18 protein-coding genes are annotated in these 18,233 nt (G+C 63.6%); 6 read left to right on the top strand and 12 right to left on the bottom strand.

The genetic code is table 11. The annotated features are described in order from the left end of the window. The first annotated feature begins 52 nt into the window (after positions 1-52). The gene (locus ACGYLX_RS05615) at positions 53-1,864 is read left to right on the top strand and encodes an ABC-F family ATP-binding cassette domain-containing protein (protein ID WP_394447826.1); all 1,812 of its coding nucleotides are present in this window, start codon (positions 53-55) and stop codon (positions 1,862-1,864) included. On the opposite strand, the gene ACGYLX_RS05610 is transcribed toward ACGYLX_RS05615, so the two are convergent. The 3 genes from ACGYLX_RS05610 to tyrS form a co-directional block, all read right to left on the bottom strand. Then, entirely contained in the window at positions 1,861-2,472 is a 612-nt protein-coding gene (locus tag ACGYLX_RS05610) for a hypothetical protein (protein ID WP_394447824.1), read from the bottom strand. The genes ACGYLX_RS05615 and ACGYLX_RS05610 overlap by 4 nt on opposite strands. After that, positions 2,472-3,227 carry a 3-hydroxyacyl-CoA dehydrogenase gene (locus ACGYLX_RS05605; protein ID WP_209217712.1) on the bottom strand — a complete coding sequence of 252 codons (756 nt, stop codon included), beginning with the start codon at positions 3,225-3,227 and terminating at the stop codon, positions 2,472-2,474. Before ACGYLX_RS05605 ends, ACGYLX_RS05610 begins: the two co-directional genes overlap by 1 nt. Before the next feature lie 134 nt (positions 3,228-3,361). Next, a complete protein-coding gene (gene tyrS / locus ACGYLX_RS05600) occupies positions 3,362-4,612 on the bottom strand; it encodes a tyrosine--tRNA ligase (RefSeq protein ID WP_394447823.1) in 1,251 nt (416 codons plus the stop codon). Positions 4,613-4,678: 66 nt separating this feature from the next. On the opposite strand from tyrS, the gene ACGYLX_RS05595 reads away from it, so the two are divergent. Beyond that, complete coding sequence (locus tag ACGYLX_RS05595; RefSeq protein ID WP_394447821.1) at positions 4,679-5,806, top strand: anhydro-N-acetylmuramic acid kinase; 1,128 nt, start codon at positions 4,679-4,681, stop codon at positions 5,804-5,806. Between the two features lie 233 nt (positions 5,807-6,039). Then, positions 6,040-6,720 carry a hypothetical protein gene (locus ACGYLX_RS05590; protein ID WP_394447820.1) on the top strand — a complete coding sequence of 227 codons (681 nt, stop codon included), beginning with the start codon at positions 6,040-6,042 and terminating at the stop codon, positions 6,718-6,720. A 49-nt stretch (positions 6,721-6,769) separates the two neighbouring features. On the opposite strand, the gene ACGYLX_RS05585 is transcribed toward ACGYLX_RS05590, so the two are convergent. Genes ACGYLX_RS05585 through ACGYLX_RS05575 form a run of 3 tightly spaced genes read right to left on the bottom strand, consistent with a single transcriptional unit; the run spans position 6,770 to position 9,519 of the window. After that, complete coding sequence (locus ACGYLX_RS05585; RefSeq protein ID WP_394447818.1) at positions 6,770-7,306, bottom strand: GNAT family N-acetyltransferase; 537 nt, start codon at positions 7,304-7,306, stop codon at positions 6,770-6,772. Then, positions 7,306-8,583, bottom strand: coding sequence for a phosphopyruvate hydratase (gene eno, locus ACGYLX_RS05580; RefSeq protein ID WP_394447816.1), 1,278 nt, complete (start codon positions 8,581-8,583; stop codon positions 7,306-7,308). Before eno ends, ACGYLX_RS05585 begins: the two co-directional genes overlap by 1 nt. Before the next feature lie 33 nt (positions 8,584-8,616). Further along, a complete protein-coding gene (locus ACGYLX_RS05575) occupies positions 8,617-9,519 on the bottom strand; it encodes a DMT family transporter (protein ID WP_394447814.1) in 903 nt (300 codons plus the stop codon). Between the two features lie 130 nt (positions 9,520-9,649). Between ACGYLX_RS05575 and ACGYLX_RS05570 the strand changes: the two genes are divergently transcribed. Beyond that, positions 9,650-10,711, top strand: a complete 1,062-nt coding sequence (locus ACGYLX_RS05570) for an AbrB family transcriptional regulator (protein WP_394447812.1) — start codon at positions 9,650-9,652, stop codon at positions 10,709-10,711. 7 nt (positions 10,712-10,718) lie between these two features. Here ACGYLX_RS05570 and ACGYLX_RS05565 read toward each other — a convergent pair whose 3' ends face one another. Continuing rightward, the gene (locus ACGYLX_RS05565) at positions 10,719-11,417 is read right to left on the bottom strand and encodes an NYN domain-containing protein (RefSeq protein WP_209217720.1); all 699 of its coding nucleotides are present in this window, start codon (positions 11,415-11,417) and stop codon (positions 10,719-10,721) included. After that, positions 11,414-11,833 (bottom strand): Fur family transcriptional regulator, encoded by a 420-nt coding sequence (locus ACGYLX_RS05560; RefSeq protein ID WP_067265902.1) that lies wholly within the window; start codon positions 11,831-11,833, stop codon positions 11,414-11,416. The genes ACGYLX_RS05565 and ACGYLX_RS05560 overlap by 4 nt, the downstream gene beginning before the upstream one ends. A gap of 348 nt (positions 11,834-12,181) precedes the next feature. Here ACGYLX_RS05560 and ACGYLX_RS05555 point away from each other — a divergent pair, with 348 nt between their 5' ends. Together ACGYLX_RS05555 and ACGYLX_RS05550 are read left to right on the top strand one after the other, a co-directional pair. After that, the gene (locus tag ACGYLX_RS05555) at positions 12,182-13,492 is read left to right on the top strand and encodes a DEAD/DEAH box helicase (protein WP_394447811.1); all 1,311 of its coding nucleotides are present in this window, start codon (positions 12,182-12,184) and stop codon (positions 13,490-13,492) included. A gap of 92 nt (positions 13,493-13,584) precedes the next feature. Next, on the top strand, positions 13,585-14,472 hold the full coding sequence (locus tag ACGYLX_RS05550) for a DMT family transporter (RefSeq protein WP_394447810.1): 888 nt from the start codon (positions 13,585-13,587) through the stop codon (positions 14,470-14,472). Positions 14,473-14,474: 2 nt separating this feature from the next. Here ACGYLX_RS05550 and ACGYLX_RS05545 read toward each other — a convergent pair whose 3' ends face one another. The 4 genes from ACGYLX_RS05545 to mazG form a co-directional block, all read right to left on the bottom strand. Further along, entirely contained in the window at positions 14,475-15,884 is a 1,410-nt protein-coding gene (locus ACGYLX_RS05545) for a YdiU family protein (protein ID WP_394447808.1), read from the bottom strand. Then, on the bottom strand, positions 15,884-16,333 hold the full coding sequence (locus ACGYLX_RS05540) for a GNAT family N-acetyltransferase (protein ID WP_394447806.1): 450 nt from the start codon (positions 16,331-16,333) through the stop codon (positions 15,884-15,886). The genes ACGYLX_RS05545 and ACGYLX_RS05540 overlap by 1 nt, the downstream gene beginning before the upstream one ends. Beyond that, positions 16,330-17,271 (bottom strand): nucleoside hydrolase, encoded by a 942-nt coding sequence (locus ACGYLX_RS05535; protein ID WP_394447804.1) that lies wholly within the window; start codon positions 17,269-17,271, stop codon positions 16,330-16,332. The genes ACGYLX_RS05540 and ACGYLX_RS05535 overlap by 4 nt, the downstream gene beginning before the upstream one ends. A 77-nt stretch (positions 17,272-17,348) precedes the next feature. After that, on the bottom strand, positions 17,349-18,173 hold the full coding sequence (gene mazG, locus ACGYLX_RS05530) for a nucleoside triphosphate pyrophosphohydrolase (RefSeq protein WP_394447802.1): 825 nt from the start codon (positions 18,171-18,173) through the stop codon (positions 17,349-17,351). Between the last annotated feature and the right edge of the window lie 60 nt (positions 18,174-18,233).

Below are 18,233 nucleotides of genomic sequence, written 5' to 3'. Positions count from 1 at the left end.
CGCACCGCCTTTGGACATTGACCTTGCCCGCGCCGAAAGATAGCTGGCAGGCATGGCACGCGCACCCCTTTTACAACTCACCGACATTTCGCTGACCTTTGGCGGCGATCCTGTTTTCGAAGACCTCTCCCTCGTGGTTCAGACCGGCGATCGGCTGGCCTTGGTGGGCCGCAACGGCTCTGGCAAATCGACGCTGATGAAGGTCATGGCCGGGCTGGTAGAGCCCGACAGCGGGGCGGTTGTGGCCGGGCCCGGCGTCTCGGTCGGCTATATGGAGCAGGAGCCGGACCTCTCGGGCTTCGAGACGCTTGGCGACTTCGCGGCCCACGGGCTCGATCCGGGTGAGATGTATAAGGTCGAACGCGCAGGCGAGGGGCTGAAGTTTGACCCGGCGCGCCCTGTGGCCACCGCATCGGGCGGGGAGCGTCGCCGCGCGGCACTGGCGCGGCTGATGGCCGAAGAGCCGGAACTGATGCTGCTGGACGAGCCGACCAACCACCTCGACATCGAAGCCATCGCATGGCTCGAATCCGAGCTAAAGGGGACCCGCACGGCCTTTGTCATCATCAGCCACGACCGCGCCTTCCTACGCGAGCTGACCCGCGCGACCCTCTGGGTCGATCGCGGCACCGTGCGCCGTCAGGACATCGGCTTTGAAGGGTTCGAGGCATGGCGCGATCAGGTCTGGGAAGAAGAGGACATGCAGCGCCACAAGCTGAACCGCAAGATCAAGGCCGAGGCGCGTTGGGCGGTCGAGGGGATCTCGGCCCGGCGCAAGCGCAATCAGGGCCGGGTGCGCGCGCTTCAAGAGTTGCGCGCCGAACGTTCGGCGCAGATCAAACGGCAGGGCACGGCGGCCATGGCGTTGGAGGCTGGGCCGAAGTCAGGCCGCAAGGTGATCGAAGCGACTGGCATCGCCAAGAAATTCGGCGACAAACAGATCCTGCGCGACTTTTCGATCACCGTGCAGCGCGGCGACCGGATCGCGCTGGTGGGGCCAAACGGCGTGGGCAAGACCACGTTGTTGAACATGCTGATCGGCAAAGAAGAGCCCGACGCGGGCGAGATCAAACTGGGCACCAATCTGGAACTCGCGCTGTTCGATCAGGCGCGCGCACAGCTTGATGGGGACATGACCCTTTGGGACAGCCTCACCGGCGATCCTGAAATGCGCGTCTCGGGCAAGGCCGATCAGGTGCTGGTGCGGGGTCAGCCGAAACATGTGGTCGGATACCTCAAGGAATTCCTTTTTGACGAGGCACAGGCCCGCGCGCCGGTCCGCTCGCTTTCGGGCGGCGAAAAGGCGCGGCTGCTCTTGGCCAAGATCATGGCGCGCTCCTCGAACCTTTTGGTGCTCGACGAGCCGACGAACGATCTCGACGTTGAGACGCTCGACCTCATGCAGGAACTCTTGGGCACCTATGACGGCACGGTGCTGCTGGTCAGCCACGACCGTGACTTCCTCGATCGGGTGGCGGCGACCACCATCGCGATGGAAGGCGATGGCCGTGCCACGGTCTATGCGGGCGGCTGGTCCGATTATCTGGCACAGCGCGGGCAGGATGATTTCGCCCAAAGCGTGGTTAAACCCAAGCCGAGCAAACCCGAGCCGAAAGCGGAGAAAAAGCAATCCGCGGGCGGGCTGAGCTTTACCGAAAAACACCGGCTCGAAGCCTTGCCTGCTGAGATCGAGCGGTTGGAGGCCGAGATTGGCAAGCTCGAAGAACTGCTCAGCGATGCAGAGCTTTTCACCCGTGAGCCGGTGAAGTTTCAGAAAGCCACCGATGCGCTGGTTCAGCGGCATGAAAAGCTCTCTAACGCCGAAGAAGAGTGGATGGCGCTGGAGGAGAAGGCGCAGGGTTAATCCGGCGCCTCTGCCAAGGCGATCTGCGGGCGGTAACCGTTGCGGAATGCCGCGACGATGCTCGGCGGAGTGAGCAGGGTGACGCGGCCCTGCGGGCGTCGCTGCGCGGCCCCGTAGCCCTCCGGCGCAAAGGGGTGAAGGGCATCGCCGAGAAGCACGCCGCTCTGGCCGTCGTGATCCAAGACGAAACTGCCGTCGGGCAGGTCCTGTGCTTCTACATCCCCATGGCGGCGCTGACGAAAAACGCGCGGCACTGCGCGTTCGGCGTGCAACTGACGGTCCAGATCCGCGGCGGGGCCGGGGAGGTCGCAACACGCGCGAAACCGTCGATAATCCGCGGCTCGGCATTCCGCACAAGGCCGGTGACCGGCGGCAAAGGCCACGGCCTCATCAAGAAAGAACAGCTCGGTATAGTGGCGGGGCGCCATCAGCTTGCGGCGACGCCCCTTGAAGCTGAGCCGACAACAGACCCAATTCTGATGCGCCCAACGGCGTCTGGGGTGCAGTCCGTTTTCGTCATGCAGGATGCCACGGTTGCCCATGAAGCTGCCCCGCGCCGGGTGGGCGATGATCTCCCCATCCGGTTGAACGCGATTTTGCAGCGGCATCAGCGCATCCTGAGCGCGCCGTCGAGGCGGATCACTTCACCATTGAGATAGCCCATTTCGACGATGAACCCGGCCAGCCGCCCGTATTCCGCCGGATCGCCAAGACGCGGCGGGTTGGGCACATCCTTGGCCAGTTCGGCCTGCACCTCTTCCGGCAATCCGGCCAGCATCGGCGTTTTGAAAATGCCTGGCGCGATGGTCATCACGCGAATCCCTTCCTTGGCCAGATCCCGCGCCATCGGCAGGGTCATGCCCGCGATCCCGCCTTTGGAGGCAGCATAGGCGGCTTGGCCCTTCTGCCCGTCGAAGGCGGCGATGGAGGCGGTATTGATGATTACCCCGCGCGCGCCGTCGTCTTCGGGGGTGTTCTTGGCCATAGCCACCGCCGCCAGCCGCGCCACGTTAAAGCTGCCGACGAGGTTGATGTCGATGGTGCGTTGAAAGGCGTCGAGCGGATGCGGCCCGTCGCGGCCCGTGGTTTTGATCCCAAGTGCGATGCCCGCGCAATTCACCGCCGCGGTGATCCAGCCCATCTTTTCTTGGGCATAGTCCACCGCTTCCTGCACCGAGGTCTCATCCGTTACATCGGTCAAGACGTAGTGGCCGCCGATCTCTTTCGCGATGGCTTCGCCCCGGGCAGCGTCACGGTCCAACAGGGTGACCTGCGCGCCCTGCGACGCGAAATAGCGCGCCGTGGCTTCGCCAAGCCCCGATGCGCCCCCGGTGATGATGGCGGCTGTACTGTCTAGTTTCATGATGGCTCCCCCCGATATGAACACTTGTTCAGTTCAGCACGAAGTCTCACCCCATGCAAGAGATGCCGTTGCGGCGGGAGGAGGGCTGCGGGAGCTGGGAAGACGGGGCAGACCGAAGCCCGCCCCGTGAGAGATTAGCCGACCTGCACCAGCGCGTGGCGCTTCTTGCCCGCGCTGAGTTTGACCGGAGAGGACAGCGCGCCCGCATCCAGCATCAAGCCCGCATCCGTCAGCGGCTTGTCGTCGATACGTGCGCCGTTCTCGGCAATCAGGCGCTTGGCTTCTTTGCCAGAGCCGGCAAGGCCCGATTTAACCAGCAATTGCACGATGGAAACCCCATCGCCCACATCCGCCGCCGAAAGGGTCAAGGTGGGCAGGTCATCGCCCACGCCGCCTTTTTCAAAGACCTCGCGCGCCGTGGCCTCGGCGTTGCGCGCCGCTTCTTCGCCATGCAGCAGGCCGGTGACCTCATTGGCCAAACGCACCTTCGCCTCATTGATCTCGGACCCCGCCAGCGCGCCCAGACGGTCGCATTCATCGACCGGCAGCTCGGTATAGAGCTTGAGGAAACGGCCCACATCGGCATCGGTGCAATTGCGCCAGAACTGCCAGAACTCATAAGGGCTCAGCATATCGCCATTGAGCCAGACCGCACCGCCCGCCGATTTGCCCATCTTCTTGCCGTCGCTGGTGGTCAAGAGCGGTGACGTCAGGCCGTAAACCTCCCCATCGATCACCCGGCGCGTCAGGTCGATGCCGTTGACGATATTGCCCCATTGATCCGACCCGCCCATCTGGAGAATGCAGCCATAGCGGCGGTGCAGCTCCATGAAGTCATAGGCTTGGAGAATCATGTAATTGAACTCGAGGAAAGACAGCGACTGCTCGCGGTCCAGTCGCGACGTCACGCTCTCAAAGCTCAGCATACGGTTGATCGAGAAATGCCGCCCGATGTCGCGCAGGAAATCGAGGTAGTTCAACCCGTCGAGCCATTCCGCGTTGTTCAGCATCAAGGCGCCATTCTCGCCCTCGCCGTAATCGAGGTATTGCGCAAAGACCTGACGGATGCCTTCGATATTGTCGTCGATCGCCTCGGGCGTCAGCAGCGGGCGCTCGTCCGAGCGGAAGGAGGGATCGCCCACCTTGGTCGTGCCGCCGCCCATCAGGGTAATCGGCTTACCGCCGCATTTCTGTAGCCAGCGCAGCATCATGATATTGACCAGATGCCCCACATGCAGCGATTTGGCTGTGGCGTCATAGCCCACGTAGGCCGGGGCCGCGCCTTTCAGCAGGGCTTCGTCCAACCCCTGATAATCGGTGCAATCGGCCAGAAAGCCGCGCTGCATCATCGTGTGGATGAACTCCGATTTGGGATGGTATGTCATGGTGACTTGCCTCAAAACTGTATTGCGGGGCAATCTATATGCGCACGAGCGGCAAAGGAAAAGGCCATGAATAGGGCCAAGCACAGGCAAGATGCCGGAACCGAAGTGGTGACGGCTTTGGGAATGATGTCGGGCACCTCTCTGGATGGGGTGGACGCCGCTATTTTGCGCACCGATGGGCAGGGCATCGCCAGCTTTGGCCGCAGCGCCTATCGCAGCTATTCCGCCGAAGAGCGGCGCGTGATCGCCGCGGGGTTCGGCAAGTGGCACGGGGCCGAGGTTGAGGAGGCCGCCAAGGCGGTGGAGGCCGCGCATCTGGCGCTTCTGGCCGACCTGCTGAAGGATGAGCCCGAAGTCGAACTCATAGGGTTCCACGGCCAGACGTTGGCCCACGCCCCGCGCCTGCAGGGCACGCTGCAGGTCGGTGACGGCGCGCTGCTGGCGCGTGAGATTGGCCTGCCGGTGGTCTGGGATTTCCGCAGTGCCGATGTGGAACTGGGCGGCGAAGGCGCACCGCTGGCTCCGTTCTTTCACCATGCCTGCGCGCGCTATGCGCGGCGAAGCGGGCCGGTGGCTTTCTTGAACCTCGGCGGCGTCGGCAACCTCACTTGGGTCGACCCGCGCATCGCCCGCCCCGAAGAAGAGGGCGCGCTGCTGGCCTTTGACACCGGCCCCGCCAATGCGCCGATCAACGATTTGATGCAAGCCCGCCTCGGTCAAGACTTTGACGAAGGTGGAAAACTGGCTGCGCGGGGCAGGGTGGAGCATGGCGCGTTGGAACTGTTTCTGGCCGAGCCTTACTTCGCGCGCATGCCGCCCAAATCCCTCGACCGGAATGACTTCGCGGAAATGGTAGCCCTCGTAGGTGAGTTGTCCGACGCCGACGCCTGCGCGACCCTCACTGCCATGTGCGCGGCTGGCGTGGCCGAGGCGATGCAGCATTGCCCAGCCCCGCCCGAACGCGTCTATGTGACGGGCGGCGGGCGGCATAATCCGGTGCTGATGCGAATGTTGGATGTCAGCCTCGATTGCCCCGTCGCCCCGGTGGAGGAGATCGGCCTCGATGGTGACATGCTGGAGGCGCAGGCCTTTGCCTATCTGGCAGTACGCGTGGCGCGCGGGCTGCCCACCTCGTGCCCCGGCACGACAGGCGTCCGCGCCGCCATTGGCGGGGGCACCGTCAGCCGGGAGTGAGGTGAGCGGGGCGTTGCCTAACTTTGACGGAAAGGTGCCGGAGAAGGATTTTAAGGCCCCAGCGTGCAGTCGCTATGCCGTCATATCGGCAAGAACGCCAATTTGCTAACAAAGTTGCGAAAAATATACCTATAGCGCAATTTTCTTGAAACGCAATCGCGACTTCCCGCGTAGGTTCCCTGTGGGGGCTAAGGGTCGAAGGCATTCGACCGGCTTAGAGAAGGAGATTCGCTATGACTATCTTTCACACAGGTGCTTTCAAAAACAGCCTCGCCGTTACGGCAGTGACGCTCATGCTCGCACCCGCAGCGCAGGCCGAAATCGACCTCGGGGTTGGGGTCAGCGTCGGGGGCCATGGCGACCATGGCGGCGCGGATGTCGGTGTCGGTGCTTCGGTTGGCGGCAGTGACGGCATCGGGGCCGGAGTTGGCGCTTCGGTCGGTGGCAGTGATGGCATCGGGGCCGGAGTTGGTGCTTCGGTCGGTGGGGGCGACGGTGTGAACGCAGGCGTCGGCGCTTCGGTGGGCGGCGGTGACGGTCTGGGGGCCGGGGCTGGCGTCTCGGTCGGCGGTGGCAGCGGCCACAGCGGGACGGATGACCCCGATAGCACCCCCACGGCGACCGCAGGCCGGGCGACCACCGGCGGCGACAACAGTGCCACCACCCCAAGGCCGATCAACATCGCGACCCTCATCGGCGCGCCGGTCTGGAGCAAAGACAGTGTCTTGGTCGGCATGATCGAAGAGGTCGCCCCGGGGCCAAACGGCAAGGTCGACGCGGTGCTGCGCCTCAACGCAGCCCTTGATACCGACCGGGATATCATCCGCATGCGCATCGCGCCCCGCCTGTCGGACCGTGGGGCACTGAAGCTGGGGTATTCGAAGCAGAAGTTCCTAAAACTCTTCGCCGGGTAAACCGCGCGGCAATGAAAAACGGGGCGGCAATCTGGCCGCCCCGTTTGCGTTAGTCGGCTGGCGCAGCCACGTCCCTCAGCGGCATCTCAAAGAAACAGATCGCATCCCGCGTGAAATCCGGCATCGGTTGATAGGGCCCGCGCTCAACAAATCCAAGCGAGCGATAAAGCGCGCGGGCAGGGGCGAAGCCCACGGAGGTGTCGAGATAGACCTTTGCGAACCCGTCCTCCCGCGCTTGATCGACAAGGCGCTGACAGATCGCCCGACCCGCTCCCGTGCCACGGGCCGCATCGGTGACGAAGACGCGTTTGATCTCGCTCTCCGTCTTGGTCAGCGCATGGGACATGCCGCAGCCCAGGGCGATGCCATCCCGCTCGGCCAATAGGATGATGCCGCGCGGGCGGGCGTGTTCCTCGGGCAGGCGCGCCATCAGGGCGCTATATTTGTCTTGGGGGTAGAAGGTCTCAACGATCCGCTGTTCGGTCGGGCCGAAGTGGTAGAGGAAGTCGCGATAGGCCCAGCAGAGGTCCACCACCGCCGCGAGGTCCGCAGCGGTGGTGACAGGGCGGATGGTGAGGGCCGACATCAGCCGCGCAGGATCGAGCGGCCCGCGTATTGAGCGGTCTCGCCCAGCATTTCTTCGATACGGATCAACTGGTTGTACTTCGCCAGCCTGTCGGAACGCGCCAGCGAGCCGGTTTTGATCTGGCCGCAGTTGGTGGCGACTGCAAGGTCGGCAATCGTGGCGTCTTCGGTCTCGCCCGAGCGGTGCGACATGACGTTGGTGTAGCCCGCGCGATGCGCGACATCCACGGCTTTGAGGGTCTCGGTCAGGGTGCCGATCTGGTTGACCTTGACCAGCATGGAGTTCGCCGCGCCGCGCTGGATGCCATCGCTCAGACGCGCAGGGTTGGTGACGAAAAGGTCATCGCCTACCAGTTGGACCTTGCCGCCCAGAAGGTCGGTCAGCGCCTTCCAACCGTCCCAATCGTCTTCGGCCATGCCGTCTTCGATGGAGATGATCGGGTAGTCGTTCACGAGCGCCGCGAGGTAGTCGGCGTTCTCTGCGCTCGACAGGGTTTTGCCTTCGCCGGAGAGGACATATTTGCCGTCTTTGTAGTATTCCGTCGCCGCGCAATCGAGGGCGAGATACATGTCTTCCCCTGGCTTGTAGCCCGCTTTTTCGATAGACTTCAGAATGAAATCAAGCGCATCGCGCGAGGAGTTGATGTTGGGGGCAAAGCCGCCTTCGTCGCCGATCCCGGTCGACAGGCCCGCGGCGGAAAGCTCTTTCTTCAGCGTGTGGAACACCTCGGCCCCCATGCGCACGGCTTCGCGGATGTTTTCCGCGGCGACCGGCATGATCATGAATTCCTGAATGTCGATCGGGTTGTCGGCATGTTCGCCGCCGTTGATGATGTTCATCATTGGCACCGGCAGAACGCGGGCGGTGGTGCCGCCGATGTAGCGGTAGAGCGGTTGCGCGCAGTAGTCCGCCGCCGCCTTGGCCGCGGCCATCGACACGCCCAAGATCGCATTGGCGCCGAGGCGGGATTTGTTCTCGGTCCCGTCGAGTTCGATCATCATCTCGTCGATCTCGACCTGTTCCGTCGCCTCGACCCCTACAAGCGCCTCGGCAATCTCGCCATTAACCGCGGCGCAGGCTTCGAGCACGCCTTTGCCCAGATAGCGCGACTTGTCGCCATCGCGCCGCTCGTTCGCCTCATAGGCACCGGTCGAGGCACCGGAGGGGACAGCGGCGCGGCCCATGGTGCCGTCTTCGAGGATAACGTCGACTTCGACCGTCGGGTTGCCCCGGCTGTCGAGGATTTCGCGGGCGTGGATGTCGATGATCGTGCTCATGGGCTTTGTCCTCATGTTCGGGTTTGTGGCGGTTTACCCCGGCAGGCCCGGCTTGGAAAGACCACGGCGGGGCCGGGGGGTGATTTTGCGTTCGCGCAGCAGGGTATAGACCCCCGAGGCGATGATGATCCCGGCCCCGACCAGCGTCAGCGTGTCGGGGGATTCGTCAAAAACCACGATCCCCGCCACCAGCGCAAAGAGCATCCGGGTATAGCGAAAGGGGGTGACAAAGCTCACCTCGCCCACGCGCATGGCGGCGACGATGGCGTAATAGGCCAGCACCCCGATCACCATCGCCCCGGCGAGATAGAGCACCTCGGCCCCGCCGGGCATGGCGGCTGGCGTGCCTGCGGCCAGCATCAGGATCAGCCCTGCGGGGACCAAGACGATAAAGGCCAGAAAGCTAAGCTGCATGGAACTGATGCTTTTGGGAACTTTGCGCGTCGCCAAGTCGCGCAAAGCGAGGCCGATGACACCGGCCACGGCGAAGAGCGACAGCGCGTTGAACCCCTCCAGCCCCGGGCGCACGATCAAGAGCACGCCGAGGAAGCCTACGATGATCGCGCTCCAGCGCCGCCAGCCGACCGGCTCGTTAAGGAACAGCGCCGCACCGAGTGTGACCGCCAAGGGGGTCGCCTGCAGAATAGCCGAGGCCGAAGAGAGCGGCGTCAGCACGATGGCGGTGACAAAACAGAGCGTGCCCAGCACTTCGCCCACAGCGCGCAGCAGGATCGGCTGCGTCAACATATCGGCAGAGAACAGGCGCTTTCCCTGAATGCGCAGGATCACCGCAAAGATCGCCCCGCCGCCCGCGCCCAAAAGCGCGATGATCTGGCCGACGGGGAGCGCATCGCTCGTCAGTTTGACGAACATGTCCTCGACCGCGAAACCGGCCATGGCCAGCACCATCAGCATCGCGCCGCGCAGATTGTCCATGATCACGCCCCTTCATCCCGTGGTATTGCCAGTCGCCCATGAACCTTTTGCGACGAAAGGGCAAGGGCGCGCGATGCGCGTCATGCGTGTGGCACTGGCGCAGGCTCTACCGGAGTGCTAGCCCTATCGCATGAGATGGCCGATCCCCTCGCTCGCCCCGCGCGACACAGTGCTGACCCTTGCGGTCGGGGGCTTTGGGGCGCTGCTGTTCTGGTGGCTGAATGCGCCGGTCTATATGCTGCTTGGCCCGGTGATCGCGGTGAGCCTCTTAGGGCTAATGGGGGTGCGCACGGCGGTCGATCCGCGGCTGCGGGATGCCTGTTTCGTCGTGCTGGGCATCGCCGTGGGGGCAGGGTTCAACCAAGATGCGGTGAACGCCATGCTGCGCTGGCCACTGGCCTTTGTCTTTATGACCGGGGTGATTTGGGGGATCATGGCGCTTTGCCGTTGGATGCTGGCGCGGTATTTTGGCTTTGACGCGCGCTCCGCGCTTCTGGCCTCGGCCCCCGGACATCTGAGTTTCGTGATGGCGATTGCCAGCGACAGCGGGTCGGACGTGCCGCGCATCTCGATTACGCAGTCGGTCCGGCTTCTGGCGCTGACCATCGTCGTGCCTTTCGCCGCTTTGCTGATGGGCGTCGACATGACCGGCAATATCGCCCCTGCGGGCGCGGGGATGAGCCTGCTGTCGATCCTCGTGATGATCGGCGTCTCCGTCCTCGTGGGGATGATCTTTGCCCGTCTTTCCGTGCCCGCGCCGCTCTTGATGGGGGCGATGGTGGTCTCGGCCATCGCGCATCTGACTGGGCTAGAAACTGGCGTTCTGCCGGGCTGGCTGACCCTTGTCGCCTATCTCGTGCTCGGCAGCCTCATCGGTACGCGGTTTTCCGGCATCACGCCTGCGCGTCTGGCAAGCGGGCTTGGCGCGGGGCTGGCGATTACCGGCGTGGCGGTGGGGCTGGCGGGCCTTGGCGCGGTGCCGGTGACCTGGGCGCTTGGCATGCCGCTGGGGCATGTGCTGGTGGCCTTCGCACCCGGCGGGCTGGAGACGATGATCGCCCTTGGCGCGGTGCTGGCGGTGGTGCCGGGCTTTGTCGCCGCCTGCCACATCATGCGTCTGGTGGTGCTGAGCGTACTGCTGCCGGCCATGCTCGCCCGCGTCGCGAAGCAAGAGCAGCGCGCCGCCGAGTGATCCGGCGTTAGCTTTTTAGGCGGACCATCAAGCGGTTGCCGTCCTTCCGCGTTTCCAAGGCTTTGAGGTCGGCGGCCAAGGCGCTCAGCTTGCCATGACCATAGGTACGGCTGTCGAAATCGGGATGCGCTGCCTGAATGGTCTGGCCGATCTGGCCGAGGTTATACCAATCGTCTTCGGTGTCGATCTTGTCCATCGCGGCTTTGAACAGGGGCAGGGCATCGCCCACCTTGGCCTTGGCCCGCGAGGGGGTGTCGGGCTCTACCTCGTCGAGGTTTTCGATCAGGATGAAGCGGTTGTAGACATTGCGCAGCGAATCGTGGGTCTTCTTCTCGCCGATGCCGATAACGGTCACCCCATCCTCGCGCAGGCGGTTCACCAGCGCGGTGAAATCGCTGTCGGAGGAAACGATCACGATAATATCGAAGCGGCGGCTGTGCAGGATGTCCATCGCCTGAATGACCAGCCCGATGTCGCTGGCGTTCTTGCCCTTGGTGTTCGCGGTTTCCTGATGCGCCACCAAACCCAACTCGCGGATCGGCGCTTTCCAGCCCTTAAGGTGGTCGTTCGACCAATCGCCATAGACCCGGCGCAGGGCGGGCTCTCCAATCGTCGTAACCTCCCGCATGATGGCAGCGGCATGTTTTGCGGGCACGTTGTCGGCGTCGATCAACACGGCCAGCAAAGGGCGGTCACGTTCTGTCATGGGTCATCCTTCTTGATCGGCACACCGTAGAGTTCCATCCGGTGGCCCTGTAATTTGTAACCCAGCTTGCGCGCGATCCGTTCCTGAAGCTCTTCGATTTCCGCATCGACGAATTCGATCACCTCGCCCGAGTTCACGTCGATGAGGTGATCGTGATGCGCCCGCTGAGCATCCTCGTAACGCGCCCGGCCATCGCCGAACTCCAACTTGTCCAGAATGCCCGCTTCCTCAAACAGCTTCACCGTGCGGTAGACCGTGGCGATGGAGATGCCGCTGTCGATCACGCTGGCGCGGGTCAGGATCTCTTCGGCATCGGGGTGGTCTTCGCTGTCGTGAATCACCTGAGCGATGACCCGGCGTTGACCTGTCATGCGCAGGCCCATCGCCTCGCAGCGTTTGATGATCGGGTTGCGCATCGTCTCGCCCTTCGTCCGTCGGACTACGGTCCTAGCATTTTAGCACCGCCGGACGCCACCGGAATTGACCGCGCCGGTTGACTTTTGCGCACGTAGCGCCCATGTGATGATCAAGCGAAGCCTTCTGCCGCGTGAGCAGTATCAGCGCCAAGTCCCATGAGGGGCCTCTGGGACGCTGACGACAAGGCCCGCCGATGTTCCCAAAATCACGCGTGGGGCCAAGCGCGACAGACGGGTGTGAGGCATGTGGCCTGCGCCCGCGATCTGGCTTGCGCGACCCCGTGGCGCCTGCTGAGTGGCGCGGCGAAAGAACATGGCGCGCGGTTTTGTGTGCCGGAAAGTGAACGAATGAGCGATTTTGACATGATGGGCCTGCCTGCCAAACTGGTGGCCCGATTGAAAGAGATGGGGCTGAACGAGCCGACCCCGATCCAGAAACAGGCGATCCCCCATGCGCTGAACGGGCGCGACGTGATGGGCCTTGCACAGACCGGCACCGGCAAGACCGCCGCCTTTGGCGTGCCGCTGCTGGCCCAGATGATGGAGATCGAGGGCCGCCCCGCAGCGCGTTCCGTGCGCGGGCTGGTGCTTGCGCCTACGCGTGAGCTGGCGCAGCAGATCGCCGTGAACCTGCGCGGCTATGCCGAAGGCACGCCGATCAAAGTGGCGATGGTGGTTGGCGGCCAGTCGATCAACACCCAGATCAAACGTCTGGAACGGGGTGTCGATCTGCTGATTGCCACACCGGGCCGTCTGCTGGACTTGCTCGACCGCCGCGCGGTCAAGCTCGACGCAACGACCTTTCTCGTGCTGGATGAGGCCGACCAGATGCTCGACATGGGGTTCATCCATGATCTGCGCAAAATCTCGGACATGATCCCGAAAGAGCGGCAGACGATGCTCTTCTCGGCGACCATGCCCAAGCTGATGAACGAGATCGCCAACAGCTATCTCAACAGCCCGATCCGCATCGAAGTCTCGCCTCCGGGCAAGGCGGCGGATAAGGTGACGCAAGAGGTGCATTTCATCGCCAAGGCTGAGAAGACCGAACTGCTGAAAGAACTGCTGGCCAAACACAAGGGCGAACGCGCGCTGGTCTTTGGCCGCACGAAACACGGCTCGGAAAAGCTGATGAAGACGCTGGTGAAGGCCGGGTTTGACGCTGCTTCGATCCATGGCAACAAAAGCCAAGGTCAGCGGGACCGCGCGATTGCGGGGTTCAAGAATGGCGACATTACCGTGCTGGTGGCCACCGATGTGGCGGCGCGGGGCCTCGACATTCCGGATGTGAAACACGTCTATAACTTCGACCTGCCGAATGTGCCGGACAACTATGTCCACCGCATTGGTCGGACCGCGCGGGCGGGCAAGGATGGGGCCGCCGTGGCCTTCTGCGCCCCCGATGAGATGGGCGAATTGAAGGCGATCCAAAAGACCATGGGCATTTCGATCCCCGTGGCCTCGGGCCGTCCTTGGGAAGTGATCGATGAGCCTGCGAAACCCAAGGGCCGGGGCCGCAGACGCGGTGGCCGCCCCGGTGGTGGTGGCGGTCGTCCCGGTGGCGGCGGCGGCGGTGGTGAAGGCGCGGGCAAGCCGAGCGGCGGGCGCCGTCGCAGGCGTGGCGGCGGCGCCAAGTCGGGCGGCCAGCAGGCGGCCTGAGCCGAGGCACCTCCCTAGGACAGCGAAATGGCGCGCCCGGAAAACCGCGGCGCGCCATTGACTTATCCGATCCGGGCAGCGCTTTTGTCAGGATGGAACGCAAATCACATATCGACACATTTGGCGCCGTGGCGCTGGTGCTCTTCGCGCTGAACCTCGGCTTTAACCAAGTCGTCATCAAGGTCAGCACTGGCGGCTTCAACCCGGTCTTTCTGGCCGGGCTGCGCTCTCTCGGGGCGGTGTTTTTGCTGCTGATCTGGATGCGGTTGCGGGGCGTCAGCCTGTCGATCCCGCGTGCCGCCCTATGGGGCGGTTTGGCGGCGGGGCTTTTCTTTACGCTAGAGTTTGTCTGCCTGTTCCTCGCGCTCGATCTGACCACGGTCAGCCGCGCGTCGATCCTGCTTTATTCCATGCCGGTCTGGCTTGGCATCGCCGCGCATCTGTGGCTGCCGGGGGAACGGCTGAGCGGCGCGCGGCTCATCGGCATGGGGCTGGCCATGGGCGGTGTGGTGCTGGCGCTAAGCGATGGCGGGGCCGAAGGGGCGCATTGGCTGGGCGATCTTCTGGCGCTTTTCGCAGCACTCTGCTGGGCAGGCATCGCGCTTTGCGTTCGCGTCACGCCGCTGGCCAAAGTGCCGCCTGCGCAGCAACTGATGATGCAACTGGTGATCTCCGCCCCGATCCTTCTGCTGCTTGCGCCACTCTTCGGCCCCTTGCTGCGCGAAGTGGCCCCGGTGCATCTGGCGGGGCTTGCCTATCAGATCATCGCGGTGGCGAGCTTTGGCTTTCTGGCATGGTTCTGGTTGCTGACGATCTATCCCGCAGCCTCCGTCGCCTCGTTTAGCTTTCTGTCGCCGGTCTTTGCCGTGCTTCTGGGCTGGCTGATCCTTTCGGAAGAAGTGGGGCTGAGCATCTGGGCCGCATTGCTGCTGGTGGCGGCGGGGATTTACCTGATTAACCGTAAACCCCGCAGCCACTAAGCTCAGGTGCCGCAGAATGTGGCGGGCACGATCTCGTCCTCGGTCGGCGGGCGCTGAAGCTCGGGGTCCGTCTCGTCAAAGGGGGTGGCCAGCGCTCTCATCAGCCGCTCGAAAGGGGCCATGTCGCCCGCGACGGCCGCCTCGATCATCTCTTCAATCCGGTGGTTGCGGGGGATCACGGCAGGGTTCGCCGCATTCATCACCGCTTGCGGATCGGGCTCCCCTTCAATCCGCGCGCGCCAGCCTTCGGCCCATGTGTCAAAAGCGTCGCGGTCGGTGAACTGGTCGCGGGCTTGATCTGTGGGAAGCGCGCGGAAGGCATTGGTGAAGTCCGCACCATCCTGTTGCATCAGCCCCAGCAATTCGTTGATCAAGTCAACATCTTCGGCCCGTGGCGTCGAGATGCCGATCTTCGCCGCGAAACGGCGCAGCCATGCGGCTTCGATCAAGTCGGGCATGTCGTGGACGATCTCGGTGGCCTCTTCGACGGCGCTCTCCTTGTCCTCCATCTGCTGCAAAAGCGAGGTCGCCAGCTGCGCCATGTTCCAGACCACGATCTGCGGCTGGTTCCCATAGGCATAGCGCCCCTGCCGGTCGATTGAGCTGAAGACACGGCCCTGATGGAAGGCATCCATAAAGGCACAGGGGCCATAGTCGATCGTCTCGCCCGAGATGCTGCAATTGTCGGTGTTCATCACGCCGTGGATAAAGCCTACCGACATCCATTGCGCCACCAGTTCCGCCTGCGCGGCACAGACTGCGCGCAAAAGGCCAAGCGGGCCATAGGTCTCGGGGTAATGGCGCGCGATGGCATAGTCGGTGAGGGTTTTGAGCGCTTCGGTCTCCCCGCGATGGGCGAAGACCTCAAAGGTGCCAACGCGCAGGTGGCTGGCGGCGACGCGGGTCACGATGGCACCGGGCAGGGGGCCGCTTTCGCGCAGGATCGGCTCACCAGTGGCGACGGCGGCCAAGGCGCGGGTGGTGGGCACGCCAAGGGCATACATCGCCTCGCTCACCAGATATTCGCGCAGCACCGGCCCGACCCATGCGCGGCCATCGCCCATCCGCGAATAGGGCGTGGGGCCAGAGCCTTTCAACTGGATGTCGCGGCGCTGGCCGCCTTGATCGACGACTTCCCCCAGCAGGATCGCCCGGCCATCGCCAAGCTGCGGGTTGAAGTTGCCAAACTGATGCCCGGCGTAAAGCTGCGCCAGAGGATCGGCCCCCGCAGGCACATCGTTTCCGGCGAAGACCTGCGTGATTTGCGCGGGCTCAGCCCCTTCGATACCCAGTTCCACCGCCAATTCGGTGTTCCATGCCAAAAGCTGGGGCGCTTTGACAGGCGTGGGAGCCAGCCGGGTAAAGAACCCCTCTGGCAGGGCGGCATAGCTGTTATCGAAAGGAATACGCATCACAGGGTCCGGGACATAAGCATGTAATCCTCGCGCGGGCGAAAGCCCGCACGGGTATAGAGTTTCATCGCCGCGGCATTGTTGCGATCCACCTCAAGATGGACGGCCCGCAGCCCGCCTGCCGCCAGCGCCCGGGGCAGCGCGATCAACGCCTCCGAGGCGATACCGCGCCCCCGAACACCGGGGCGGACGTAGATTTCATCAATGGTGGCGTCCAACCCGCCGAATTCAACCGACCAGCCGAAACAGATCACCACATAGCCAATCGGCGCGCGGGGCGGGCCGATTAGATAGGCGGCGCCGTGGGGGATGCCATCCAGCAGCGGGGCCAGCCCGCGGCGGCGCTGTTCATCGCTCATCTCGATCCCCGCTTCGGCGTGAAATGCCGCCACCAGCGCGACAAGCTTGTCGAGATGCTCTGGCGCGCCGAGGGTGAGATGTGCGCTCATAGGCGGGCCAGCCTTTCGGTGAGCAGGGCAAAGAACCCGTCGGCATCAAGATCGCCTACGAAGAGCGCGTTGGGCGCCCGGTCGGTCACGCGCCACCAGTCGGCAACGGTCATGCCCATGGTCAGTTCCGACTGGGTCTCGATCTCGACATTGATATGACGGCCTTGGAAAAGATCGGGGTTGATCAAATAGGCGGTGACGCAAGGGTCATGCAGGGGCGCGCCTTCGGAGCCGTATTTCTCTTTGTCGAACCGCTCGAAGAAATCGGTCATCTCGGCCACCGCGACGCCGACCTTGGTGCCAAGCGCGCGGAAGGCATCGTTGCGCGATTTGGTGACCAGCGCCTTATGGGTGACATCGAGCGGCATCACGACGATCGGAATGCCGGATTTGAAAACGATATCAGCGGCATGGGGGTCGACGTAAATGTTGAATTCCGCCGTGGGCGTGATGTTGCCCCCCTCGAAATAGCCGCCGCCCATCAGCACGATCTCTTGCACCTTCTCGGCGATGTCGGGCGCTTTTTGCAGGGCGGTCGCGATATTGGTCAGCGGCCCCAAGGGGCAGAGGGTCACGCTGCCTGCGGAATGGGCGCGGACCTGTTCGATGATAAAATCCACCCCATGCCCTTCGGCCAGTGGCATCTGCGGGTCGGGCAGGTCAGGGCCGTCGAGGCCGGTCTTGCCATGCACATGTTCCGCGGTCACCAGTTCACGCCCCAGCGGGCGGTCGCAACCGGCGAAAACCTTCACATCACTGCGCCCCGCCAACTCGCAAACGATCCGCGCGTTCTTCGAGGTCAGATCCAGCGGCACATTGCCCGCCACACAGGTGATGCCGAGAACGTCGATCTCTTCGGGGCTTGCTAGCGCGAGGAGGATCGCGACGGCGTCGTCTTGGCCGGGGTCGGTGTCGATGATGATTTTGCGCGGGGTCATGGGCTTACTTTCGTCAAATTGCTTGGGGCAGAGCCTTGCCGGAGGGGCCGGTCTTTGTCCAGCCGCTGCCCGGGGGATTAGCCGCGTTCCGCCAGTTTCACCGCATCCCACAGCGCATCCATCTCGGCCAGATCACTGTCTTGCGGGGTTTTGCCCATGGCGGCAAGCCGGGCCTCGACCCCTTCGAACCGGCGGGTGAATTTGGCATTGGCGGCGCGCAGAGCGGCTTCCGGGTCAAGGCCCAGATGGCGGCCCAGATTGGCCATGACGAAAAGCAGATCGCCGTATTCTTCCTCGACCTCCGCTTGGCTCAGCTGGTCCTTCGCCTCGACCAATTCGGCGGCCTCTTCGGTGATCTTGTCGAGCACCTGCGTCGTCTCGGGCCAGTCGAACCCCACACGCGCCGCGCGTTTCTGAAGCTTCATCGCCCGCAACAGCGCTGGCAGGCCGATTGCCACCCCGTCCAAGGTGCCCCTCTGTGCCTTGCCCGCGCGTTCGCGGGCTTTGATCTTTTCCCAATCGGCGGTCTGCTGTTCGGCGCTTTTGTCGCGGGATTCGTCGCCAAAGACATGCGGATGCCGCGCCACCATCTTGTCGCTGATGTTGCGCACCACGGATTGAAAGGTGAAATGCCCCGCTTCCTCACCCATCGCCGTGTGATAGACCGATTGCAGCAGCAGATCGCCCAATTCCCCCTCAAGCTCGCTCCAATCACGCCGGGCGATGGCGTCGGCGACTTCATAAGCCTCTTCAATGGTATAGGGCGCGATGCTGTCGAAATCTTGCTCGATATCCCAGGGGCAGCCCGTCTCGGGGTCGCGCAGGCGGCGCATGATTTCGAGCAACCGTTCGATCCCGGCATCTGAATCGTGAATGAGATCGGCTTTTGTGTTGTCCGGCATTGCAGGCCCCGTATGTCTGGTGTCAGATGCACCCTGACCAAACCAACCCCAAGGAGTCCA

Source organism: Sulfitobacter sp. 1A13496 (genome assembly GCF_043557225.1).
Taxonomy (GTDB): Bacteria; Pseudomonadota; Alphaproteobacteria; order Rhodobacterales; family Rhodobacteraceae; genus Sulfitobacter; species Sulfitobacter faviae.
The sequence above is the reverse complement of the archived record's forward strand: the minus strand, read 5'-3'. Positions and strand labels throughout refer to the sequence as shown.